This window comes from Comamonas aquatilis (assembly GCF_965139575.1).
In the GTDB taxonomy this organism is placed as follows: Bacteria; Pseudomonadota; Gammaproteobacteria; order Burkholderiales; family Burkholderiaceae_C; genus Comamonas; species Comamonas aquatilis.
The window spans coordinates 88124-109727 of record NZ_CBCSIW010000008.1 but is presented as its reverse complement, the minus strand read 5'-3'; the positions used below and the strand labels follow the sequence as shown (position 1 = coordinate 109727).

General features: G+C 59.7%; 22 protein-coding genes. 11 read left to right on the top strand and 11 right to left on the bottom strand.

All coding sequences use genetic code 11. The features are described from left to right. Nucleotides 1–11: 11 nt before the first annotated feature. From ACNAZA_RS12170 to ACNAZA_RS12155, 4 genes are read left to right on the top strand one after another with little or no spacing between them, the layout of a single operon-like run. Entirely contained in the window at nucleotides 12–611 is a 600-nt protein-coding gene (locus ACNAZA_RS12170; protein ID WP_415796833.1) for a biotin transporter BioY, read from the top strand. Further along, entirely contained in the window at nucleotides 604–2109 is a 1506-nt protein-coding gene (locus ACNAZA_RS12165; protein ID WP_415796832.1) for an AMP-binding protein, read from the top strand. The genes ACNAZA_RS12170 and ACNAZA_RS12165 overlap by 8 nt, the downstream gene beginning before the upstream one ends. Further along, a complete protein-coding gene (locus ACNAZA_RS12160; protein WP_415796831.1) occupies nucleotides 2097–3326 on the top strand; it encodes a thiolase family protein in 1230 nt (409 codons plus the stop codon). Before ACNAZA_RS12165 ends, ACNAZA_RS12160 begins: the two co-directional genes overlap by 13 nt. 27 nt (nucleotides 3327–3353) lie before the next feature. Continuing rightward, nucleotides 3354–4058 carry a nitroreductase gene (locus ACNAZA_RS12155; RefSeq protein WP_415796872.1) on the top strand — a complete coding sequence of 235 codons (705 nt, stop codon included), beginning with the start codon at nucleotides 3354–3356 and terminating at the stop codon, nucleotides 4056–4058. Between the two features lie 69 nt (nucleotides 4059–4127). Here the strand turns inward: ACNAZA_RS12155 and ACNAZA_RS12150 are convergent, their stop codons facing one another. Together ACNAZA_RS12150 and ACNAZA_RS12145 are read right to left on the bottom strand one after the other, a co-directional pair. Further along, nucleotides 4128–5465, bottom strand: a complete 1338-nt coding sequence (locus ACNAZA_RS12150) for a sensor histidine kinase (protein WP_415796830.1) — start codon at nucleotides 5463–5465, stop codon at nucleotides 4128–4130. After that, nucleotides 5446–6144, bottom strand: coding sequence for a response regulator transcription factor (locus tag ACNAZA_RS12145; protein ID WP_415796829.1), 699 nt, complete (start codon nucleotides 6142–6144; stop codon nucleotides 5446–5448). Before ACNAZA_RS12145 ends, ACNAZA_RS12150 begins: the two co-directional genes overlap by 20 nt. A 288-nt stretch (nucleotides 6145–6432) precedes the next feature. Here ACNAZA_RS12145 and ACNAZA_RS12140 point away from each other — a divergent pair, with 288 nt between their 5' ends. From ACNAZA_RS12140 to ACNAZA_RS12125, 4 genes are all read left to right on the top strand, one after another. Next, a complete protein-coding gene (locus tag ACNAZA_RS12140; RefSeq protein WP_415796828.1) occupies nucleotides 6433–6759 on the top strand; it encodes an iron transporter in 327 nt (108 codons plus the stop codon). Then, nucleotides 6756–8453 (top strand): PepSY-associated TM helix domain-containing protein, encoded by a 1698-nt coding sequence (locus ACNAZA_RS12135; RefSeq protein WP_415796827.1) that lies wholly within the window; start codon nucleotides 6756–6758, stop codon nucleotides 8451–8453. Before ACNAZA_RS12140 ends, ACNAZA_RS12135 begins: the two co-directional genes overlap by 4 nt. Beyond that, entirely contained in the window at nucleotides 8450–8782 is a 333-nt protein-coding gene (locus tag ACNAZA_RS12130) for a DUF3325 domain-containing protein (protein ID WP_415796826.1), read from the top strand. Before ACNAZA_RS12135 ends, ACNAZA_RS12130 begins: the two co-directional genes overlap by 4 nt. 209 nt (nucleotides 8783–8991) lie before the next feature. Beyond that, a complete protein-coding gene (locus ACNAZA_RS12125) occupies nucleotides 8992–10899 on the top strand; it encodes a TonB-dependent receptor domain-containing protein (protein ID WP_415796825.1) in 1908 nt (635 codons plus the stop codon). Nucleotides 10900–11010: 111 nt separating this feature from the next. Here the strand turns inward: ACNAZA_RS12125 and ACNAZA_RS12120 are convergent, their stop codons facing one another. The 4 genes from ACNAZA_RS12120 to ACNAZA_RS12105 form a co-directional block, all read right to left on the bottom strand. Beyond that, a complete protein-coding gene (locus ACNAZA_RS12120; protein ID WP_415796824.1) occupies nucleotides 11011–11811 on the bottom strand; it encodes a MetQ/NlpA family ABC transporter substrate-binding protein in 801 nt (266 codons plus the stop codon). Between the two features lie 192 nt (nucleotides 11812–12003). Next, nucleotides 12004–12312, bottom strand: a complete 309-nt coding sequence (locus ACNAZA_RS12115; protein ID WP_120967155.1) for a single stranded DNA-binding domain-containing protein — start codon at nucleotides 12310–12312, stop codon at nucleotides 12004–12006. 141 nt (nucleotides 12313–12453) lie between these two features. Next, nucleotides 12454–13119, bottom strand: coding sequence for a methionine ABC transporter permease (locus ACNAZA_RS12110; RefSeq protein WP_415796823.1), 666 nt, complete (start codon nucleotides 13117–13119; stop codon nucleotides 12454–12456). 8 nt (nucleotides 13120–13127) lie between these two features. Continuing rightward, nucleotides 13128–14174 (bottom strand): methionine ABC transporter ATP-binding protein, encoded by a 1047-nt coding sequence (locus ACNAZA_RS12105; protein WP_415796822.1) that lies wholly within the window; start codon nucleotides 14172–14174, stop codon nucleotides 13128–13130. Between the two features lie 315 nt (nucleotides 14175–14489). Between ACNAZA_RS12105 and ACNAZA_RS12100 the strand changes: the two genes are divergently transcribed. After that, the gene (locus ACNAZA_RS12100) at nucleotides 14490–14894 is read left to right on the top strand and encodes a hypothetical protein (RefSeq protein ID WP_415796821.1); all 405 of its coding nucleotides are present in this window, start codon (nucleotides 14490–14492) and stop codon (nucleotides 14892–14894) included. A 255-nt stretch (nucleotides 14895–15149) separates the two neighbouring features. Here the strand turns inward: ACNAZA_RS12100 and ACNAZA_RS12095 are convergent, their stop codons facing one another. Further along, entirely contained in the window at nucleotides 15150–15443 is a 294-nt protein-coding gene (locus ACNAZA_RS12095) for a hypothetical protein (RefSeq protein WP_415796820.1), read from the bottom strand. Nucleotides 15444–15526: 83 nt separating this feature from the next. Beyond that, nucleotides 15527–15955: a TOBE domain-containing protein gene (locus ACNAZA_RS12090; RefSeq protein ID WP_415796819.1), complete on the bottom strand. Its 429-nt coding sequence runs from the start codon at nucleotides 15953–15955 to the stop codon at nucleotides 15527–15529. Between the two features lie 160 nt (nucleotides 15956–16115). On the opposite strand from ACNAZA_RS12090, the gene ACNAZA_RS12085 reads away from it, so the two are divergent. Further along, entirely contained in the window at nucleotides 16116–17435 is a 1320-nt protein-coding gene (locus tag ACNAZA_RS12085; protein ID WP_415796818.1) for a DUF2325 domain-containing protein, read from the top strand. A 36-nt stretch (nucleotides 17436–17471) separates the two neighbouring features. Here ACNAZA_RS12085 and ACNAZA_RS12080 read toward each other — a convergent pair whose 3' ends face one another. Together ACNAZA_RS12080 and ACNAZA_RS12075 are read right to left on the bottom strand one after the other, a co-directional pair. Next, nucleotides 17472–17798, bottom strand: coding sequence for a winged helix-turn-helix domain-containing protein (locus ACNAZA_RS12080; protein WP_415796871.1), 327 nt, complete (start codon nucleotides 17796–17798; stop codon nucleotides 17472–17474). 310 nt (nucleotides 17799–18108) lie between these two features. Further along, complete coding sequence (locus ACNAZA_RS12075; RefSeq protein WP_415796817.1) at nucleotides 18109–18963, bottom strand: nitroreductase family protein; 855 nt, start codon at nucleotides 18961–18963, stop codon at nucleotides 18109–18111. 355 nt (nucleotides 18964–19318) lie between these two features. Here ACNAZA_RS12075 and chrA point away from each other — a divergent pair, with 355 nt between their 5' ends. Further along, the gene (chrA, locus tag ACNAZA_RS12070) at nucleotides 19319–20680 is read left to right on the top strand and encodes a chromate efflux transporter (RefSeq protein ID WP_415796816.1); all 1362 of its coding nucleotides are present in this window, start codon (nucleotides 19319–19321) and stop codon (nucleotides 20678–20680) included. 95 nt (nucleotides 20681–20775) lie between these two features. Here the strand turns inward: chrA and ACNAZA_RS12065 are convergent, their stop codons facing one another. Further along, a complete protein-coding gene (locus ACNAZA_RS12065) occupies nucleotides 20776–21501 on the bottom strand; it encodes a ferredoxin--NADP reductase (RefSeq protein ID WP_415796815.1) in 726 nt (241 codons plus the stop codon). Between the last annotated feature and the right edge of the window lie 103 nt (nucleotides 21502–21604).

The window sequence follows — 21604 nt, the reverse complement described above, 5'->3', positions numbered from 1 at the left end:
CGAGGCACGACATGACATCCACCACCTCTCTCTCGCGCAACGGTGCGCGCTCCATGGCCCAGGTTTCGCTGTTTGCCGCCCTCATGGCTGTGATGGGACTGATCCCCAAGATTGATTTGCCGCTGGGCGTGCCCATCACCATTCAGTCGCTGGGTGTCATGCTGGCCGGCGTCATGCTGGGCCCCTGGCGCGGCCTGCAGTCCATGCTCCTGTTTCTGGCGGCCGTGGCCGTAGGGCTGCCCCTGCTCTCAGGCGGACGCGGCGGCATAGGCGTGTTTCTGGCGCCATCCACCGGCTATCTGCTCGGTTATGCGCTGGCGGCCTGCATCACGGGCGCCGTCATGTATGCGCTGCAAAAAAGTCCTCAGCTGTCGCCGCGCCGCACCGCCATTCACGCTTTTGTGGCGGCGCTGATCGGCGGCCTGATTTTCGAGCACCTGTTTGGCATGCTGGGCCTGATGGCCATGGCCAAGCTCAGCTTCGCCCAGGCCTTCAAGGCCACGCTGCTGTTTGTACCCGGCGACTTCCTCAAATGCATTCTGTGTGCCGTGATCGTGCACACGGTGGCCCGCGGCATGCCCGACTGGCGCTTTGGTGGCCGCCATGACTGACGCCGTGCCAGAAACGCACCCGCTGGCCCAGCCCCTGCAGGGCTTGTGGACGCTGGTGCACGGCCCGCTCGCCCATTGGGCCGAGCAACGCCCCCATACGCTGGCGCTGCAAACCGAAACCCATAGCTACACCTTTGCCCAGCTGCATGCCGAAGTGGAACGCCGCGCCGACAACCTGATCGCGCATCAGGCACCGGCCATGGTGCTGCTGGATGCCGACCAGAGCACGCTGGAGCGCGTGGTGGGCTTTCTGGCCATCATTCGCAGCGGCCGCTGCGCTGCCGTGGCCGACCCGGACTGGCCCGCTGCGGTGCGCCAGCGCATCGAAAGCTGGCTACCCACCACGCCTTGCAGCATCAGCCAAGCCTCGGCCACCAGCCCGTTTTATGCCGGTTTTACCTCGGGCAGCACCGGCCTGCCCAAAGGCTTTGTGCGCCATCACCGCTCCTGGACCGAGAGCTTTCGCGTCAGCCTGCAGGATTTTGGCGCCGTGGCCGGGCTGCGCACGCTGGCACCGGGGCGCATCTCGCACTCGCTGTTTCTGTTTGCGGCCGTGCAGGCGCTGTGGAACGGCAGCGGCGCCGTGCTGCAGGAAAAATTCTCTGCCGCGCGCGGCCTGGCCACGCTGGCCCTGGGCGAGACGCCTTGCCTGGTCGCCGTGCCCAGCCAGCTGCTGCTGATGCTGCAATGGGCTGCGCACCGCCAACTGCCGCCTATTGCCGCAGTGAAGCTCATCACCATCAGCGGCGCACGCTGGATGCGCTCGCACACCGCCGCCCTGCGCCGGCTTTTCCCCCAGGCGCGCATCATCGAGTTCTATGGCGCCTCCGAAGCCAGCTTTATCACCTGGCTCGATGCCGACGAGTCCTGCTCGCCCCAGGCCGTGGGCCGACCTTTCAGCAATGTGGAGCTGGACATCCGCCCCCTCTCGGCCCGCAGCGCCGATCTCGACACTGCCTGCGTGTCCCATCCATCGCTGGACGGACTGATCTATGTGCGCAGCCCCATGCTGTTTATTGACTACATGGGCGACGCCCAGGACCGCACCGGCGTGCTGCGCGACGGGCCCTGGCTTTCGGTACGCGATATAGGTCATATCGACGAACGCGGCATGCTGTGCCTGGCCGGGCGACAAAGCCGCATGATCGTGACCCAGGGCAAAAACCTGTTTCCCGAAGAAGTGGAAAACCTGCTGCAAAGTCATCCGCAGATTGCCCATGCCTCGCTGCACGGGCAAAACGATGCACTGCGCGGCATGCAGGTACACGCCGTCATCCAGTGGCATGAGACTGGCAAGGCGCAGCCCAGTGCTCTGGAGCTGGGCCAGTGGCTGCGCGAGCGCATGGAGGCTTTCAAGGCGCCACGCCACTGGTGGATTGCCGGCGACTGGCCGCAGACGGCCAGCGGCAAGACCGACCATGCGCGTCTGGGCCAGGCATTGGCGGCCCGTCTGGCAGGGCAAACCGCCAGCGTGGAGTTGATGCCATGGCAGACCTAGGCGCTGACGCCTTCCCACGCTCCCTGCCTATCCTAGCCTGGGCGCGCAGCCCGGTGGCACCGCTGGGCGGAGCCTTGTCGTCGCTATCGATTCATGAGCTGGCAGCGCCCGTGCTGCTTGGGCTGCTGCGCCAAACCGGCCTTGAGCCCGGCGCCGTGGATGCGGTGGTACTGGGCAATGCCATGGGCGCAGGCGGCAACCCGGCGCGCATGCTGGCATTGGCCGCCGGCCTGCCCGAGCATTGCGCCGCCCATAGCGTGGATACCCAGTGCTGCTCCGGGCTGGACGCCATCGCCCTGGCCGCAGGCCTGCTGCAATCGGGCCAGGCCGAGGTGGTGATTGCCGGCGGCGCCGAAGCCTGGAGCCGCGCCCCTATTCGCCAGACCCGGCCCCGCCATGCGGGCGAAACGCCCCAAAGCTACGAGCGCCCCGCCTTCGCCCCCGATGTTGCGCGGGACCCGGACATGCTGCAGTCCGCCGCCGACTACGCCCTGGCCCAGGGCTTTGGCCGCAGCGCCCAGGAAGCCTATGCAGTGCAAAGCCACGCGCGGGCGCTGCAGGCCCAGGCAGAGCTGAGCCAGGAAATCATTCCCGTGGCCGGTCTGGCGCATGACGACTATCCCCGCGCCTTGCGCATTGAGCGCGCCGCGCGCATGCCCATGGTTGCCATGGGCAGCGGCCAGGCGGCCGATCAGGACCCGCGCGACTTTGCGCTCAGCGCCCTCACCATTGCTGCCAAGGCCGATGGCGCAGCCCTGGTGCTGATGGCCACGCACCAGGCCTGCAGGCGCTTGAAGCTGACACCCCGCGCCCACTGGCTGGCCAGCGCCAGCGTGGGTGGCCCGCCCGAGACCCCGCTGCTCTCGGCCGCTGCCGCCACCCGCAAACTGCTGGAGCGCGCCGCGCTGTCCATCAGCGATATTTCTGCCATTGAGCTGCACGATGCTTTTGCCGTGCAGGCCCTGGCGTTTTGCCAGGAGCTGGGCCTGCCGCTGGCAAGCCTCAACCCCATGGGCAGTGGCCTGGCGCGCGGCCATCCAATCGCCGCCTCGGGCGCCATTGCATTGGTGCGCACGCTGGCCCAGCTGCAGCACTTGCAAATACCATCACAGGCCAAAGAGCCGTCGTCGGCGCCACTCCTGGGACTGGCCGCCATTGCCGGCGCAGGCGGTATTGGTGCGGCCTGTCTGGTACAAGCAGTCACCAGAAACTCTTGAATTGATAGCTGATACCGCATGACTGATATGCACCATACGGCGATTTCATCTGAAACAGCAGTTGAGAACCCCTCTCTGGCCTTGATGCTGCAGCGCCGCTCCATTCGCGCCTATCAAGCCGATGCCGTGCCCGCGCAGTTGCTGCACACCCTGCTGACCACGGCCCGCCAGGCGCCCAGCGGCGGCAATCTGCAACCCGGGCGCTTCATCGCCGTCAGCGGCGCCCTGCGCCAGCAACTGTCTGACGCGCTGCTGGCAGACTATGAAGCCAAGGTCCCCGAGTGCGAGGACTACGCCTACTTTCCCAGCCCCATGCCCATGCAACTCAAACGGCGGCAAGCGGCATCGGCCCAGGCCTTGTACAGCGCCCTGGGCGTGGGCCGCGACGACCGTGCCGGGCGCGATGCGCAGTTTGCGCGCAACTACCGCTTTTTTGATGCACCCGTGGCCCTGGTGGTGACGATAGATTCGCACTTTGGTCACGGCGGCTATATGGATCTGGGCATGGCCTTGTACGGCCTGCAGCTAGCCGCCGCCGCCCACGGTCTGGGCAGTTGCGCCATTGGCGCCCTGGCCTCCTACCCCGCCACCGTGCGCCGCGTGCTGGGCCTGGCCGAGACGCAACACATCGTCTGCGGCATGGCCTTGGGCTGGGCCGACCTCGAAGCCCCGGTCAACCAGACACAAACCACGCGCGCGCCGCTGGCGGAATATTTCACCGAGATGAGCTGATTGCTGAACAAAGAGCTGGCAGCACAGGCTGCCATGCAGATCGCCAGGCTGGCGCCTCTCGGGCCACCATCAACGCCAGACGGCCGCTGGGGGCTGCGCAGGCTTGAAACATAGCTCAAGCGCACAGTGAGAATGTTTTAAAAAGCAAACCTCACCGCCGCAGTTGCGCAGTATTTTTCTGGCGATGGCCAGACCCAGGCCGGCGCCTTTGCTGCCGGACGATTTCTTGTTGAAGCGAATAAACATGGCCTCCTGACTCTCGGTCGGCACCCCCGGCCCCTGATCTGCAACCGTCAGACGGATCAGCTCCGCATCCATGGACATGGTGAGCGTGGCATCCCCTTGTCCGTGATAGAAAGCGTTTTCCAGAATATTGCCAATCGCGACCTGCAACAGACCCCGCTCGCCTTTGCAATAGGTCGCGTCAATGAGATCTACATGGATACGACGTGCTTGCGTCTCGAACAAGGGCAATGTGTCGGCAACGATTTCTCTAACCAGACGCGTGAGATGCGTGGCCGCCGCCGCAGAAGCGGCCTCCCCTCCCCCCGGCTCTTGCTCCTGGCGCGCCAGCAACAGCAGTTGATCCGTCACCTGCCGCAGATAGCTGATGTCTGAATCGATGGCCTGCCAATCCGGCACGGCGTCAGCCCGCGCTTTTTGCAGACGCAGATCGAGTACGGTCAGAGGCGTTCTCAACTCGTGCGCGGCATCCGCCACCAGCTGTTTTTCGTTGAGCAGCGAGCGCGTGAGCTTTTCCAGCGAACGGTTGACCGCATCGGCCAATGGCAGCAGCTCGCTGGGCAATTCACGGGTCGGAATCGGCCGGGTCTTGTTTCCCGACATGCTCTGCACAAAACGCGCAGCCTCCTGAACCGGTTTGAGCGTCCAGCGCATCATCAGATAAATCAGCAGCAAGGCCACAAGCCCGACTGGAAGCAGCATGACCAAGCTCTGCAACAGTTTGGTGTGCAACAGATCGCCAATCATCTGCCGCTCGAGCTCGTCACGCTTGGCCACCATCAAGGTGGAGCCATCGGCCAGCGGCGCAGCCACATTGATGACTTTGCCGCTGTAGATGGGCGGCTGAAACAGCTTCAATTCCGGGTTGACGGTCGCTGGCCGCAGGCGGCGCGGCGATTTCAGATTGTCGGAAAACCACAGCACCTGGCCTGTCGGGGAGTACAAGGTATAGGACAGCTCGGCGCCGGCATAGCTTTTGGGCAGGCTTGCAGGATCGCTGTCCATGGTGAAGCCGGCCGCAATCTCGCGGGCCTGAATCCACATGGTGGCGCGGCGCAGCTGGTCTCGGGTGTCATATAGCGACAGCGCCAAGGCGCCGGCGCCGGCGGCAAAAGACAGCGTCAGACCGATCAGGACACGCCCCTTAAGACTGGTGCTTTTCACCTGCCACCTCAGCCAGAACCATGCGGTAACCAACGCCGCGCACCGTATCGATCAGCACATCGGCACCGCCATCGCGCAGCTTGCGCCGCAGGCGCGAAATCAGAGCCTCCACGGCGTTCAGGGTCACACTCTCCCGCGAGGCATACAAATGCTCCTCCATGCGCTCCTTGACCACAATGCGCGGCCAAACGCTCAGCATCTCTTCAAGCAGCATGGCCTCACGTCGTTGCAGCTCGATTTGCTTGCCGTTGACCGTGGCATGGCGCGCAATGGTTTCAAACACCACATTTCCCAGGCTCAGACGCGGCTCCTCACAGCCCCGGGCCCGACGCAAGACCACACGCACACGGGCTTCCAGCTCCGCCATGTCAAAAGGCTTGAGGACATAGTCATCCGCGCCTCGGTTGAGACCGGCCAGCCGACTCTCGAGCGCATCTCTGGCGCTCAGGATGATGCAGGGAATTCTTCTGCGGCGCTTTTCGCTGCAAGCCAGCACCTGCATGCCATCCATATCCGGTAGTCCGAGATCAAGGATCAGGGCGTCAAAATCGCTGACGGCCATCGCATCCAGCGCATCGCGACCGGTAGCGGCCGTATCGACGGCAAAACCCATTCTCTCCAGGTGAGCTTGCAACAAGGCTCTCAAATCTTGGTGGTCTTCTACAACGAGCAGCTTCATGGGTCAGACGTTGATCAGGAATGTTTAGTACAAATGAGAATGATGATCATTTTATGGTTGAAGCGATGTGAGAGCGGCGTGAACAGCAATATTTGACCCGGCCGCCGTCAAAGAAGAAGTGCATGCGGCTCGCATGCCTTAGAGCGCAAGCCTGCAGATTGCTGATCTGCAGCCAGCATTTCAGCTCTCTTCTTTGTCCATCCTCAAAAAACAAACCCCAGACCACGATTAGCCGCTGCGAGGACAGCGGCAGCCGTGTGTCTGCACCTCTGCTTATGAAAGAACAAAGTGAGTAAATCAGCTTCAACCATTGAGGCTTCGAGCCTCAACTGGTATCGGGCCAAGATCGCATCAAGAAGCCTGGCGGCCATAGGCGGCGGATACGCACTGGCGGCGGCCAGCGCTGCCGCCGGATCGCTGGGCTTTCAACATCTCGGTCTGAGCCGCAGCGATGCCACGATGGCGGCCACCATGCTGTCGTTCATTGTTTATGCCGTTGCGGCCATGTGGTGCTTTGGCTGCGCAAGCACCAGGCGCGCGTGGGCAGGTTGCGCCATTCCGGCCCTGGCCCTGGCGCTGTTCGCCTGGTTGCTGATGCCCGGAGGTCCGGTATGAGAGTCGATGGCAAGCCCGAGGGGCTGCGTCAATCCATGTCGTGGCTGCACACCTGGAGCGGTCTGCTGCTGGGCTGGCTGCTTTATGCTGTTTTCTTCACCGGCACACTGAGCTATTTTCGCGATGAAATCGATGACTGGATGCGGCCGGAGCTTCATCAGTCAATCAGCGATGAAGGCACCGTCCAGCGTGCGCTTGATGCTATGCAGGCAATAGCACCCAATGCCACGACCTGGACACTGAATCTTCCCAGCGCACGCCAAACTGCGGTCGAAGCCTCCTGGCGTGATGTGGGCGCTCCCGCAGGTCGAGCCGGCACCCAACGCGCAGAAATCAATGCTGCCACAGGCGAACGCCTGGAGCCCCGCGAAACCCGTGGCGGCAGCTTTCTCTATCGCTTTCACTTCGAGCTGTATGCCATGCCCCGCATCTGGGGGCGCTGGATTGTGGGCTTTGCCACCATGCTGATGTTTGTCGCCATCATCAGCGGCGTCATCACCCACAAGAAAATCTTCACGGACTTCTTCACCTTCCGCCCCAGGAAGGGTCAACGTTCCTGGCTGGACGCACACAACGCCACTGCCGTGCTGGCCCTGCCGTTTCACATCGTCATCACCTTCAGCGGCTTGCTGCTGCTGATGAATATGCTGATGCCCTGGGGAATTCAGGCCGCCTACAACGGCGATAACCAGGCTTACTTTGCAGAGATGCGTGGCAATCGTCAGGCCGCTGCAGCGACGGGCAATGGCGAACGCAAACCACGCGCGCCCAAGGAAAGCCCTTCCTTCGAGCTGCATCCGCTGGCGGCCATCGCCCCCATGCTGGAACAAGCCCGCCGCAGCTGGCCCGAGCATGGAGTGGGCAGCATCACGGTGAATGCTCCCGGCACCCAGAGTGCCACAGTGGATCTGCGCGAGCGTGGCGGCACCAGCTTGCGTAATCGCGGCCAGTCGCGCAGCCTGAGTTTTGACGGAAAAACCGGCGAGCTGCGCAAGAGTTCGGGCAGTCCTGAAATCTCCTGGGTACGCGCGACCAGCAATGTCTTCACCAGCTTGCATCTGGGCCGCTTTGCAGAACCCGCATTGCGCTGGCTGCTGTTCCTCAGCGGTGTTGTGGGCACCATCATGGCAGCCACCGGCATGGTGCTGTGGGTGGTCAAGCGCTTGCCCGAGCGCCGCAAGCTCGGCCGCACGCCACATGGCCATCGCCTGGTCGAAGTGCTGAACATTGGATCAATTGCAGGTTTGTCGGTTGCAACGGCCGCCTATTTCTGGTTCAACCGCCTGATTCCCGCCGATATGGCTGGGCGCAGCGACTGGGAGATTCGTGGCTTTTTCATCGTCTGGCTGCTGTGTCTGATTCATCCACTGCTACGCCCCCATCGCAAGGCCTGGTGTGAACAACTGGCATTGGCCGCCCTGCTGTTTGCACTGCTGCCTGTGCTCAATCTGCTGACCGGTGGTGCTTCGCTGGCACAGACACTGACTCAAGGCCAGTGGAGCATCGCGGGCTTTGATCTGATGATGCTGGCCCTGGCGCTCATGCACGCCGTCATTGTCTGGTGGCTGCTCAAGCCCGCCACGGGCAAGACCGCCCCAACCCGTTCCACTGCTGTAGCGCAAGCCAAGGGGTCCGCCAACCCCATTCGCGCAACGGCGACTGCGGCCCATGCGTCCATGGAGCAAACATCATGATGATCTGGGCATCTATGTTCCTGGCTTTCGCGGCTTTTACCGCGATTGCGGCCTCTATGGATCGCCACGGCGATCAGTTTCATACCGACGCACTGAGCCATCGTCAACTCAGGCTATGGCGCGCGGGCGGCTACACCTTGCTGGGAGTGTCATTGCTGCCCTGCCTGATGCACTGGAGCACCTCTGTGGCACTCGCGACCTGGACGGGTCTGCTGGCATTCTCCGCTGCTGCACTGGGTCTGATGCTCACCTATTGCGAGCAACACATCCGCCGCACCGCGCCCATGGCCGGTTTGCTGGGCCTGATGCTGTGGCTGCTTTTCCACTGAGCTAGCGCCCCCTTTTTTGATGCACGCCAGCAGACAGAAGCCAGGACTTCTGCCTGCCATTGCGCCTGCGTCCTTCACAAGACACATCCAAAACCAAACCTTGACGGAAATCCATCATGCCTAAAACTTCGGCACTTCATACCAGAACCTGCAGACCTCTCACCCACATCAGCCAGGCCACTGCCTGGTTGCTGGCTGGCTGCGCGGTAATGAGCGCCCACGCACAGGAAGCAGGCGAAGCCAAGCTTTCCGAAGTGGTGGTGACCGCCACCGGATTCGAGCAGTCGCTGGCCGATGCGCCGGCCTCCATCACCGTGGTGAGCAAGGAAGAGCTGGAAGGCAAACGCTATCGTGATGTCACCGATGCTTTGCTCGACATTCCCGGCGTCACCATCGAAGGCGGCGCGGGCGGCAAGATCGAATCCACGCAAATCTACATTCGCGGCCTTGGTGAGGACTACACCTTGTTCCTGGTGGACGGCAAGCCTCTGGGCAGCTCGTCACAGGCCTATTACAACGGCTTTGGCGGTGCCCAGCAGACCAGCTGGTTGCCCCCTGTGTCAGCCATCGAGCGCATTGAAGTGATTCGCGGCCCCATGTCGTCGCTATATGGCTCCAGTGCTTTGGGCGGGGTGATCAACATCATCACCAAGAAAGTGTCCACCCAGTGGACCGGCAGCGTCACCATGGATGGCGTGTTGCAGGAAAACTCCCAGGCCGGCAGCGAAAACCAGCAGCGTTTCTACCTCAGCGGCCCGCTGGTGCAAGACCGCCTGGGGCTGACGGTGTATGGCTCGCGCTTCAAGCGCCATGAGGACAGGTACACCGGCGGCTACGCAGGCCGCGAAAACAAGGACCTGACGGCCAAGCTAGCCTGGAAGCTCAGCGATCATCAGACACTGGGCCTGGAAGCCACCCATGGCACCGGGGACAATCTGCGCACAGAGCGCACGGGCGCTGCGGGATCGGTGCAAAACCAGCGCAACTACTATGCGCTGACTCATGAAATCGACTGGGGATCGCGCATCCGCACCAACTCTTTCATCACCCGAGAGAACGTGGAAATCACCAATGGTGCCTATCAGTCCGAGTATCAGGCGACCTATCTGCAGTCCAAGACCGTGGTGCCACTTGCCAGCCACATGATCTCGTTCGGCGGCGAGTACAAGAAAGAAAACACGGCACACGACGGCAGCCGCTTCCCCGGCTCACGCAACATCAATCTGGAGCGTTGGCAAATGGCTCTGTTTGCCGAGGACGAGTACTTTTTGACTGACCGATTTTCCGTGGTCGGCGGCATACGCTATGACCGCAACCAGCACTACGGCAGCGAGTGGATTCCGCGCCTGTATGGGGTGTACCGCATGAACGAAACCCTGACGTTGAAGGGCGGCGTCAGCGGCGGCTACAAGGCGCCCACGCTGAAGCAGGCGGACGACAACATCGTCGAACTTGCAGCACGCGGCGCTGCCTGGGACATGGGCAACAAAAACCTCAAGCCAGAAAAAAGCACCAACTATGAAATCGGTCTGAACTGGGCGCCCGCTCAGGACGTGAATGCCAGCATCACCACGTACAAGACCAACTTCCGCGACAAGATCAGCACGCAGACCATCTGCAACAGCCCCGCCTCGGCTCCCGCCTGCTACTACAACGGCGAAGTGCGCTCGCGCATCAACCAATATGTCAACGTCAGCTCCGCAACCATCAAGGGGCTGGAACTGGCTTACAGCATGCCGGTTGCCGTACCGTGGGGCCGCGCCAAGTTCAATACCTCCTACACCTTTACCCACAGCGATGTGGCCAATGGGCCGGATGCAGGCAAACCGCTGAACAACCTGCCCAAACACATGCTGAACCTGGGTGCAGACTGGAACGTCACCGGCAAGGTCAAGCTCTGGGGCAAGGCCCGATACAAGAGCAAGAGCATCGATGGAGGCACCGCCCAGTTGCCGGCCTATACCCTGGTAGACATCGGGGCGAGCTACCAAGCCACGCCGAACCTGCAGTGGTTTGCGGGCCTCTACAACCTCTTGGATAAAACCGTCAATCTGGCCGACTACGGCAAGACGCTGGACGGCAGAAGATTGTATCTGGGCATCACGGCACAGTTTTGATTTCGCCAATCCAGACGGAACGGGCCTGATCGCGGATCATCCGTGCCAAGCCCGCCCTGCTGCAATGCCGCCCGGGCATTGCAGCTCAGAACACATGCGGTTCTCTAGGACTTAGAACGCCGGGAACACCGAGCCCTTGAATTCCTTGTCGATGAACTGGCGCACCTCTTCCGATTGGTAGGACTTGATCAGCGCAGGTACCCAGGGCTTTTGCTTGTCGGCATCGCGCACGACCAGGATGTTCACATAGGGGTTCTTGGCCGATTCCAGCGCAATTGCGTCGCTCTTGGGGTTCAGGCCCGCAGCGATCGCAAAATTGGTGTTGACGGTGGACGCATCCAGGTCATCCAGAGAGCGTGGCAGTTGGGCAGCGTCGAGCTCCACAAACTTGAGCTTCTTGGGGTTGGAGACCACATCCAGCGGCGTGGCCTTGAGGCCCGCGTTGTCCTTGAGCTTGATCAGGCCCTGCGATTGCAGCAGCAGCAGGGCTCGGCCGCCATTGGTGGGATCATTGGGCAGGCCGAACTTGGCGCCGTTGGGCAGGTCAGCCAGCTTCTTGATCTTCTTGGAGTAGATGCCGATGGGGAAATTCACCGTATCGGCCACCCAGCCGATCTTGTAGCCACGGTCCCTGACCTGGGCATCCAGATAGGGACGGTGCTGGTAGCTGTTGGCATCCAGATCGCCAGCGGACAGCGCGGCATTGGGCTGCACATAATCACCAAACTCGACGATCTTGAGGTTCAGGCCGTTTTTGGCCGCCACTTTCTTGACCACTTCCATGATCTGGGCGTGGGGGCCAGCCGTCACACCGATCTTGAGGGTCTGGTCGTTGGCGTGAGCAGAAAAGCCCAGCGTGGCAGCAGCGGCCATGGCCAGGGTGCTACGCAAAAGTGCGCGCTTGGTCAGCATGAGTAATCCTTGGGGCAAAAAATGCGATGTCCTGCACTTTACCGTCTGCCGCCGGGCTTTGAGTGCTCAGGCTTAGACAGATTGCTCACTTGCTAACTACGGAGCGGCAAATGCTCGCCCGCGTGCGGCCGCCCCATGAAAAAAACCCGCCAGCTTTGCAGCTGCGGGCTTGAATGACTGTTGGATGGGCGCTTAGAGATCCGAAAGGCTGGGTGCAGCCATCACTTGCTGCGCCACCACGTCGAGCACGGCATGCGCCTCCTCCTGGCGATCGATCCAGACCTTGGGGGTGATGCTGCCGCGCAAGGCAATGGCATCGCCTTCGGCAAGACTGCGCAGCACGGCGCAGGGCGCTGCATCAAAAGCCACAATATTCACAGGAATAGAAGAACCATCGCCAGCGTTGGCGCGCATGCGGGCCACCATATAGGGGCGGCGGTTGCGGTCCACGCGGCTTTCAGGAATACCGGTCAGTCGGCCGGTGATCAAACCATCCATCATTTGCTTTATCTATCTAGAAAAAATAGTGGCCGCCCGCGGTTGCGAGCGGCCTGTCAAAAAAATTTGAATTTGTATTTTAGGGGCAGCCGCTTTCAGCCTGCTGGCCGCCCGGTTAACTTTTGGTAATGTTCCGTGTGTCAATCAGCGATGGCTGAGGCGGCGCACAGCCCAGTCGCCCAGGCTTTGAATGATCTGCACGAAAAAGATCAGGATGATGACCACGACCAGCATCACATCAGGCAAGAAGCGCTGGTAGCCGTAGCGAATGCCCAGGTCGCCCAGACCGCCGCCGCCAATGGCTCCGGCCATGGCCGAGTAACCTGTCAGGCTCACAAAGCTGATGGTCAGGCCGGCCACGATGCCGGGCAAGGCCTCGGGCAGCAGCACCTTCCAGACGATCTGCGCCGTCGAGGCGCCCATGGACTGGGCGGCTTCCACCAGACCGTTGTCCACTTCGCGCAGCGCGGTTTCAACCAGGCGGGCCACAAACGGCGCCGCCGCAATGGTCAACGGCACCACGGCCGCCCAGGTGCCGATGGAGGAACCGGTGATCAAACGCGTCAACGGGATAATGGCCACCAGCAAGATGATGAAAGGCGTGGAGCGCAGCGCGTTCACAATCCAGCCCACCAGTTTGTTGGCCGGTCCGTTCTGCAAAATGCCGCCGTGATCCGTCAGGCGCAGAAACACGCCCAGGGGAATTCCGATCAGACCGCCGATCAGGCCCGAAATGCCGACCATGATGATGGTCTCCCACAGGGAGTCCACCAGCAGCTGCAGCATCATTTCCGAAAAATTCTCAAACATGGTGGCTCTCAATTCTTGCTGGGCACGATCTGTACTTGCACGCCGCTGGCGCGCAGATGAGCGATAGCGGCTTCAATCCTGGCCGCATCGCCGCTGGCGTACACCGCCAGAGAGCCAAAGGTCTGCTCCTGAATTTCATCAATCTGGCCGTGCAGGATGGAAAGATCCAGGCCCAGCTCGCGGATCAGATGCGACAGAATCGGCTGATAGGCGCTTTCGCCCGCGTACGACAGGCGCAAGAGCTGGCCTTGCTGGCCAGGCTGCAGCTGAGCCGCCAGCTGGCCCACGCGCTTCATCACGGACTCGGGTAGCTCCTGGGGCACGATTTCATCAATCAGGCTCTTGGTAATCGCCTGTTGCGGACGGGTGAACACCTCGATCACCGAACCCAGCTCGGCAATCTCGCCGCCGTCAATCACGGCCACGCGGTCGGCGATCTGCTTGATTACCTGCATCTGGTGGGTGATCAGAACCACGGTCACGCCCAGCTCGCGGTTGACCTTGCGCAGCAGATCGAGAATGGAACGGGTGGTTTCGGGGTCCAGCGCACTGGTGGCTTCGTCGCTCAACAGCACCTTGGGGTTGCTGGCCAGCGCCCGGGCAATGCCCACGCGCTGCTTTTGCCCGCCCGAAATCTGTGCGGGATAGCGATCGGACAGATGGTCAAGACCCACCAGCTCCAGCAGCGGCGTGACGCGCTTGTAGATGTCGTCCTTGCTGACACCGGCCAGCTCCAGCGGCAAGGCCACGTTGTCATATACGGTGCGCGAGGACAGCAGGTTGAAATGCTGAAACACCATGCCGATATCGCGGCGTGCAGCCCGCAGCTCGGCGTCCGAGAGCGTCATCAGATCGCGTCCGTTGACCACCACCTGACCGCTGGTGGGGCGGTTGAGCAGGTTCAGGCAGCGCACCAGCGAGCTTTTACCCGCGCCGGAGCGACCGATGATGCCGAACACCTCGCCCGAGGCGATTTCCAGATGGATGTTGTGCAGTGCGTGCACCGGTCCTTTCGGACCTTTGTAAGTCAGGGATAGATCCCGAATTTCAATCATGAATAACGGCGCATCCCGCAGCAATGCTGCGCTGTGCGCTCTCAAAAAAGTAAATGATCCCGTGAGCGCCGCAAACACTGCGTGCACTCCACCTCATGTCTTGATTGCAGGCGGAGCAAGCCCCGACCCTAGCGATAACCCGCAACTATGCCTGAGTCTGCTCAAACCTGATGACAACTGGGACAAGTGGATACACGTAGAACCGCCGCTCCCACTGCGTGTCTCCCCTGTGTAGGTGCCAGCGGCGACAGCTTAATATGGCATCAACCTTCGACGCCCTAGAGCCTCACCCCGACCTTGCTCCCCGCAGCTGCAATGCCAACGACACCTCCGATTCGCACCGAATGCCCGCCCGGCTCCTGCATTTGCGAGCGCGAGAGATTGCTGGCCACGCCTGGCGCCGATTGGCGCATTCTCATGCTCACGCGAGAAGAAGAAAAGCGTCTGCTGCTGCGGCTGGAGTCCATCAGCAGCCTGCAGGATCTGCGCCATATGCAGCTGCGCATGGCCGAGCAACTGGGGCTGAGCATCACCATAGGCCCGGGCCGGGCCGAAGTACGCACCATGCGCGGCATACAGATCGAGATTGCCGACCAGCCCGGCCTGTGCCGCAAGACCAGGCAAAGCATTCCCGCCGCCATCCGCAAGGGGCTGGAGCACAAGCCGGAGATTGCCTATGCCTTGCTGGATGCACACGATCTGTTTGGCATGCCGGGTTGAGGACAGGCTGTTTCAGTCCTGAATATATAGCATTCAACACTTATATTTATTGGGCTTAAGGCACTTCTAGCACAAATTTCTCATTCAAAGACCCATAGCGGCGACAGCAAAGATTCCCCTTTCAATGCTGGCACCGACATCGCCCCAAAAGAAAACCCGCTCTTCTTTCGAAAGAGAGCGGGCAACAACAAGATTCTGACAAGCCTTAGCCAGGCCAGAGCCAGGAGCGTGCTCCAGCACGTCTGGCTTCAGGCCTCAGTTGGATCTTTCAGATGGCCGCACCAGAGGCCGTAGCATGGGTTTGAGCGCCTCCGGCGTGTTGTCGAGTTCGGAAAACGCATCCGCATGCTCATACAAAGCAGAGATAACGCCAGGCGGATACGCCCGATGCCGCTTGACCACTTCCAGCCGGGTGTACAAAGCGGAAGCTATGGCCTTTCGCTGTTCCGGCTGATCCAGGTACGGACCCCATACCGATTCTTCCATCAGTATTTCCAGAACCTGCAAACGCTCTTCCAGCGTCAGTTTTTGACTGCCCATATCAATCATCCGTTTATGCCGTTTCAGGGATTTTTGGCTTCGAGAGTTCGGCGGTAGGGCAGTGCGGGGCAGTCGCTCCACAGAGCTGACGCCTAGGCCTTCACCGCCAAGATCGCGCTACCGGCTTTAAACAACGCGGTTGCCGCCTGACCCACAGCCAAATCCAAATTTTCAGCACTCTCGTTTGTGACGACGGCCACCAACTGCTCACCGGCGTTCAAATTCAGCAGAACCTCGGAATTGACCGCACCCTTGCTCACTCGCGCCACAACGCCAGTCAACTGGTTTCTTGCAGAAAACCGCATGCCTTCTGCATCGGTCACCAGCACCACAGCCGATGCTTTGATAAGCGCCGTGACGGCAACGCCCACATTCAAACCCATGGCTTCGCGGCTTGAGCGGGTGACGGTGGCCACGATCTTGATGCCTGAAGCTGTTTGCAGCTCTATCTCGTCATTGACGCTGCCATCGCGAATGCTGGTCACCGTACCGGTCAATTGGTTGCGTGCACTTGCTTTCATCTCGTACTCCTAAGCTGTTTTCTCTTGATGCATCTGAAGCGGGTTCATACGCTGCAGTCTGCCGCGAGTGTATTCCAGAGGCTCAGAGGCGCGAGATGAGATTCGTTATATTCAGCAGTATATTACGACATCCTGCAGTTACCACCAAGCGAGGCCGAAGATGTTTGCACCCCCATTCAAGCGAAATCTGGGAGGATTGGATGTGACCGGCAGCAGTGTGGCAAGCCAGCCACCTGTCGGATGCTGTGAACAACACAGCCTTGATGTCGACGCATGTGTTTCAAGTACGCGTGCCAAACTTCATGAGATGGACACCCCTTTGCATTGCTCGATTGTGGGCAATTGCCTCAGCACTGCTGAACTGCGAAAGCTCATGGCCAAGCACATTGCCGTCAAAGACCTCAGCGACCTCGAAATACATCACACGGCGGTGGTCATGGCGGGGCAGATCGGAGAGGTATCCAAAGCTCTGCACAAGGCGCTGGACCAGCGCCATGCGGGTGCCGTAAGAACCTTTTCAACGGCCAAGGATGAGACGGCGTTGACGCAGCGCTGGCGCGATGCCTGGGCGCAAGGCGAGATTCCTGGTGCCTATTGGGCGGTGCTGACACATAAGAAAACCACAGCAGACTTGCGCCAAATGGTATTTGGCGAGGTGCATATGCTTTCGCATCTGATGGCCGCGTCCAATCGCCATGAGTTGCAACGCTTCGTGATGCTGGAAAAAGAAAATGCCGATCTTCGTGAACGCCTGGACCGTGAGCAACAGCGCAGGCTGCAACTGGTTCAGGAACGCGACCAGATTGCAGAGCAAATGCGGCAACAGCTTGTGCGACTGGAGAACAGCGTTGCACAGTATCGGACTCAGTTGAGTGATCGTTGTGCTCCGCCAGAGGCAAATCAATTGGTAGTGCTGCAGACCCAAAGGCGAGAGCGTGCCGAGCAGCTGGCGCATGCGGCGCAAGAACAATTACTGCTGCTGCAAGAGCAGTTGGCGCATTTGCAAAAGCATGGCCAATACTTGGCGGAGGAGCTGGCAGCAGCAGAAGCGGAACTGCATCATCTCAGCGAGGTGCAGAGCGGCGTAGTCGCTGCTGTCCATCCGTCTTGTGAAAACAGTGCGACGCTACAAGCGCAACGGGTTCTCTACGTTGGCGGAAGACCCAGCTCCACCCCTTCTATTCGTGACTATGTATGCCGCCGAGGTGGGGAATTTCTGCACCATGACGGAGGTTTGGAGGATCGCAAAGGACTGCTGGACAGCCTGCTGCCACGCGCCAGCCTGGTTGTTTTTCCTGTGGACTGTGTAGACCATGATTCGGTCACCAAGCTCAAGCGCCTCAGCGAACGCCATCAGGTGCCTTTTGTTCCGCTGAGAAGTGCCAGCTTGGCCTGCTTTGCCGCCACCCTCAAACGCGAGCTTGCGAATGACGTCAAGACTGCAGCATTCCTACCGCAGCTATGCTTGAGACACAGCTAGTGTCTGCCGATACACAACATACGAGCATCGAAGAATTCAGCTGCCATGAACCAGTGCCAGCAGCTTGTGCATATCGGCTTTGCAAGCTTCGAAAGCTTGTTGTTCGATGCTCCGGTAAAGCGCGAGCACCTGATGACCGGTTTCGGTAAGTTCCGACCCTCCGCCATGGGAGCCGCCCGTGGCTTTCGCTACGGCAGGAGAACTCAGTCCTTGATTGAGTTCATCAACCAGAAGCCAGGCTCGACGGTAAGACATGCCCAAAGATTTTGCCGCTGCAGCTATGGATTTGCTTGCCTCTATCGCTTCCAAAAGCTCTATTTTTCCGGGGCCGATCGCATTGACGCCGCCAACGACGACTCGCATGCGCAACTTCACGAAAGGAGCAAGGTTTTCAGCAGCTGGCGCGACGGGTTTTGGCATATTGGTGCGTGAATATGAGTGCGCTCAGACAACAAAGCGGCAAAAGAATCTAAGGCGAATGGGCTGCCCCTGGAGGCAAAAGACAAGCGCGTACCCCGAACAGGTCTTGCATCTTAAGGGGCTGGCCGAAATCAGTGGATCATCTCACCATGACGGTCTGTTTCTCGCGGCCAAGCCTAGGCGCAATTTTGCGCCAAATGTGCTGGCCTGTTGAGGCTTCAACAGAGCTTGCGCGCACTTTCGCCCGCAGCCGTCAAATGGGCTGCTGAATAGCGGTCGAGCAAGGGATCCACCGACTCATGACAGCGCTGGGTGCCACCTTGCTTTTTGGCGCAGGAGGCTCGGTAATGCTGCCTAGACTGATGAAGCACGCCAGGTATTCACTGCTCGTGAGACCCAGTTGGGCACTGAATATAGGATCGAAACAGCGCTCACCACTGAGCGAGATTGCGCCGAAACCCAGCTGATGCGCTGCATTCATGAAATTACCCAAAGCAGCGCCGGCCGCAAGCAATTGCTCACGTGCGGGGACTTGCGTCTTTACTTTGAGCGATACAACAAAAGCGAGCAAGGCAGGACTGCGGGTCGCATGCTCGCGTGCCCGTTGGATATCGTCTCTAGATGCCAAAGGATCGCGACGCCGTTTCTCTTGCTCAAACAGATGTGCCAAAGCATCTCTCTGATCTGTTCCGAATGCAATGATGCGCCAAGGATGCAGGCCACCATGATCTGGTGCACTCAACGCAGCAGCCGTCATCAATTCGATGGCTTCTGCATCTGGCGCCGGCGCGTATAAGCGCTTGGGAGAAACGGAACGGCGATCCAGCAATGGAGCCACCATACGTTTTCTGCGTGATGCCGTGAAGCACTGTTCCAGCGAAGCCATCGCATTGGATAGCTGCTGTGCTTGTGCAATCACTTTTTTCCCTTCTACGGTGAAGCCTTGAAATGGAGATCCTGCCTTCACGAGTGCGCATCCATGTTCGCTTTCGGCATTCGCCACCGCCTTCAGCAACTCAAGCGCCGAAACATCGCAGGCTGCGGCGGCCTTGGCCCAGTCTTGCTCGCGATGCAAAGCCAGGAAGTAGGAAATCTTATTCGGCTTCATCGGCGCCTCAGCCTCCCCAGTCGCGTGACGAGATCATTTTGTCGGTCATGGATTGCTCAAGCTAAGTCGCGGAAATTCCATTACGGGAGTATGGAACGACAATTTTACATTCGATATATTCAATCATATATAACGAATACATTCTTCTCTTTATTGCATCTCCATGGAAGCGACCGGAACAATTGAACGGAGACAGTTTTGCTATTGCGGCAATCCACGCATTGCTCACGATCTAGCAACACTGCAGTTCATTTGAGCATTTAGACTAGAATTTATTGATCGGGAAAACAGCCTCCCGTCCCGCAAGGGTAGACGGTGTCCCGTCCAAGCGCTGGACATCCTCTATGGAGCTTTTATGGACACCGCTTTGCCCAGGTCGACCGACCCGGCCACTCCCACCGCGCTCTCGCTCTCAGAAGCCCTGCGCTTTTGGTTAAAGCTCGGTTTCATCAGTTTTGGCGGACCCGCAGGTCAGATTGCGCTCATGCACGAAGAACTTGTGGATCGCCGCCGATGGATTTCGGAGAAGCGCTTCCTCCACGCCTTGAACTACTGCATGCTGCTACCCGGCCCTGAAGCCCAGCAACTTGCAACCTACCTGGGCTGGCTGCTGCATCGAACATGGGGCGGCGTTTTGGCTGGCGTGCTCTTCGTTCTACCTTCGCTATTCATCATCATTGCTCTCGCCTGGCTGTACATGGCTCACGGTGACGTGCCAGTCATCGCGGGCTTTTTCTACGGCATAAAACCTGCAGTAACAGCACTCGTGGCACAGGCCGCCTATCGTGTGGGCTCCAGATCGCTTAAGAACAGCTGGCATTGGAGTATTGCTGCAGCGGCATTCCTTGCCATTTTTATGCTGAATGTTCCGTTTCCGCTGATCGTCTTGGCAGCAGCAGCTATCGGATTCTTCGGCAGCAAGGTCCACCCCGAGGCTTTTGGCGGCAGTACCAAGCACGAAACAGGAACGCAGCCTTCGGAGATCAGGCCTGCACTCATAGACGACACCACCCCAGCCCCGCCTCATGCCAAGTTCACTTGGCGACGCTTCTGGTGCGTGCTTTTTGTCTGTGTGGCCCTGTGGGGAAGCGTCCTTGGCGTTCTTGCGGCGCTTTTCGGACCGCATTCACCGCTGGTGCAGATGGGGTGGTTTTTCACCAAAGCGGCACTCATGACCTTTGGCGGCGCTTATGCGGTGCTTCCCTATGTCTACCAAGGCGCAGTGGAAAATTTTCATTGGCTGACGGCGACGCAAATGATCGACGGCCTAGCCTTGGGTGAGACGACTCCCGGCCCTCTCATCATGGTGGTGAGCTTCGTAGCCTTCGTAGGCGGCTGGACCAAAGCCATCTTCGGGTCGGATTCACTGCTGCTGGCTGGAGTTGTAGCGGCAATCGTCGTGACCTTTTTTACTTTTCTACCGTCTTTCTTTTTCATTTTGCTCGGCGGACCTTTCATTGAATCCACCCATGGCAAGCTGAAATTCACCGCACCACTGGTCGGCATCACCGCAGCAGTGGTGGGGGTCATACTGAACCTCGCGGTCTTTTTTGCCTACCACGTCATATGGCCTCAGGGTCTTGCCGGCAACATCGATTGGCCCTCGATAGCAATAGGTTTGGCTGCGGCCGTTGCGTTACTGCGCTTCAAGATCAATGTGATCTATGTCATTGTGGCGGCAGGCTTGACGGGACTGCTTGTACGCCTCTGGCTCTAACCACAAATGCGGAAGCAGGGCCTTGGGTGGACAGAAAATCATTCACTGTGATGCGCCACCGCGCTCACAGTGATTTCTATGAAGACTCGAGCCATTCAATATCCATAAAATTCCTCGCTACGCACATCGTCTTCATCGATACCGGCAGCTACCAATATCTGCTGCATGGCCGCAACCATGGCCGGCGGCCCGGCCACATAGAAAATCGGATGGGCTAAACCGTCGATAGCCTGCTGAACCCATGCACTGTCGATTTTTTGCGCATCCCCACTCCAACTTTCAGAAGAGTGCGCCATATCGGTCATGGTGGCCTTGAGTCTAAATTTCGGATGCACCTTTGCGAGTGCCTGAAGCTCAGAGATAAATGCGGCATCTTCGGGACGGCGATTGGAATACAGCAGCAGTAGATCCTGCGGCGACCGCTGCGTTGCCGCGTTCCGCAGCATGCTCATGAAAGGTGTAATACCAATCCCTCCGGCAATGAGCACGCCCGCCCGCGCCGTGTTCTTGTGCAAGGTCAGCGAGCCGAACGGCCCGTCGATATCCAGTTCAGCGCCCACGGGAAGAGCTCCAAGCGCGCGCTTGTAAACACTGTCCCTCATACGCGTGGCAAACATCAATTCATTCTCGTGCGGCGCGCTGACGATGGAAAATGCATGACCGCGCTCCTCCTGGCTTGCCTCGGAGCTTGCACCCGGCAGCAGAATCTCGAACGCCTGCCCAGGACGGAACTCGAACCCTGCCGGCTTGGCAAGATGAAATGCCATCGTGCCTTGCGCGACTTCTTGGCGCGCAAGAATTTTGCTGTGCTCTATGCCCATGGCCCACTCCTTGGTAATCGATAGATCTACACATTGGATGCCTGCAGTAACACCAATATTCCTGCTAATCGATAGCCAGCATGCGCAACGGGTTGAATTGGAC

Bases quoted from the DNA above. Each gene is read 5' to 3' on its own strand.
- ACNAZA_RS12170 (WP_415796833.1), top strand. From the start codon at position 12: ATGACATCCACCACCTCTCTCTCGCGCAACGGTGCGCGCTCCATGGCC.
- ACNAZA_RS12165 (WP_415796832.1), top strand. From the start codon at position 604: ATGACTGACGCCGTGCCAGAAACGCACCCGCTGGCCCAGCCCCTGCAG.
- ACNAZA_RS12160 (WP_415796831.1), top strand. From the start codon at position 2,097: ATGGCAGACCTAGGCGCTGACGCCTTCCCACGCTCCCTGCCTATCCTA.
- ACNAZA_RS12155 (WP_415796872.1), top strand. From the start codon at position 3,354: ATGCACCATACGGCGATTTCATCTGAAACAGCAGTTGAGAACCCCTCT.
- ACNAZA_RS12145 (WP_415796829.1), bottom strand. From the start codon at position 6,144: ATGAAGCTGCTCGTTGTAGAAGACCACCAAGATTTGAGAGCCTTGTTG.
- ACNAZA_RS12135 (WP_415796827.1), top strand. From the start codon at position 6,756: ATGAGAGTCGATGGCAAGCCCGAGGGGCTGCGTCAATCCATGTCGTGG.
- ACNAZA_RS12130 (WP_415796826.1), top strand. From the start codon at position 8,450: ATGATGATCTGGGCATCTATGTTCCTGGCTTTCGCGGCTTTTACCGCG.
- ACNAZA_RS12125 (WP_415796825.1), top strand. From the start codon at position 8,992: ATGAGCGCCCACGCACAGGAAGCAGGCGAAGCCAAGCTTTCCGAAGTG.
- ACNAZA_RS12120 (WP_415796824.1), bottom strand. From the start codon at position 11,811: ATGCTGACCAAGCGCGCACTTTTGCGTAGCACCCTGGCCATGGCCGCT.
- ACNAZA_RS12115 (WP_120967155.1), bottom strand. From the start codon at position 12,312: ATGATGGATGGTTTGATCACCGGCCGACTGACCGGTATTCCTGAAAGC.
- ACNAZA_RS12110 (WP_415796823.1), bottom strand. From the start codon at position 13,119: ATGTTTGAGAATTTTTCGGAAATGATGCTGCAGCTGCTGGTGGACTCC.
- ACNAZA_RS12105 (WP_415796822.1), bottom strand. From the start codon at position 14,174: ATGATTGAAATTCGGGATCTATCCCTGACTTACAAAGGTCCGAAAGGA.
- ACNAZA_RS12100 (WP_415796821.1), top strand. From the start codon at position 14,490: ATGCCAACGACACCTCCGATTCGCACCGAATGCCCGCCCGGCTCCTGC.
- ACNAZA_RS12095 (WP_415796820.1), bottom strand. From the start codon at position 15,443: ATGATTGATATGGGCAGTCAAAAACTGACGCTGGAAGAGCGTTTGCAG.
- ACNAZA_RS12090 (WP_415796819.1), bottom strand. From the start codon at position 15,955: ATGAAAGCAAGTGCACGCAACCAATTGACCGGTACGGTGACCAGCATT.
- ACNAZA_RS12085 (WP_415796818.1), top strand. From the start codon at position 16,116: ATGTTTGCACCCCCATTCAAGCGAAATCTGGGAGGATTGGATGTGACC.
- ACNAZA_RS12080 (WP_415796871.1), bottom strand. From the start codon at position 17,798: ATGCGAGTCGTCGTTGGCGGCGTCAATGCGATCGGCCCCGGAAAAATA.
- ACNAZA_RS12075 (WP_415796817.1), bottom strand. From the start codon at position 18,963: ATGAAGCCGAATAAGATTTCCTACTTCCTGGCTTTGCATCGCGAGCAA.
- chrA (WP_415796816.1), top strand. From the start codon at position 19,319: ATGGACACCGCTTTGCCCAGGTCGACCGACCCGGCCACTCCCACCGCG.
- ACNAZA_RS12065 (WP_415796815.1), bottom strand. From the start codon at position 21,501: ATGGGCATAGAGCACAGCAAAATTCTTGCGCGCCAAGAAGTCGCGCAA.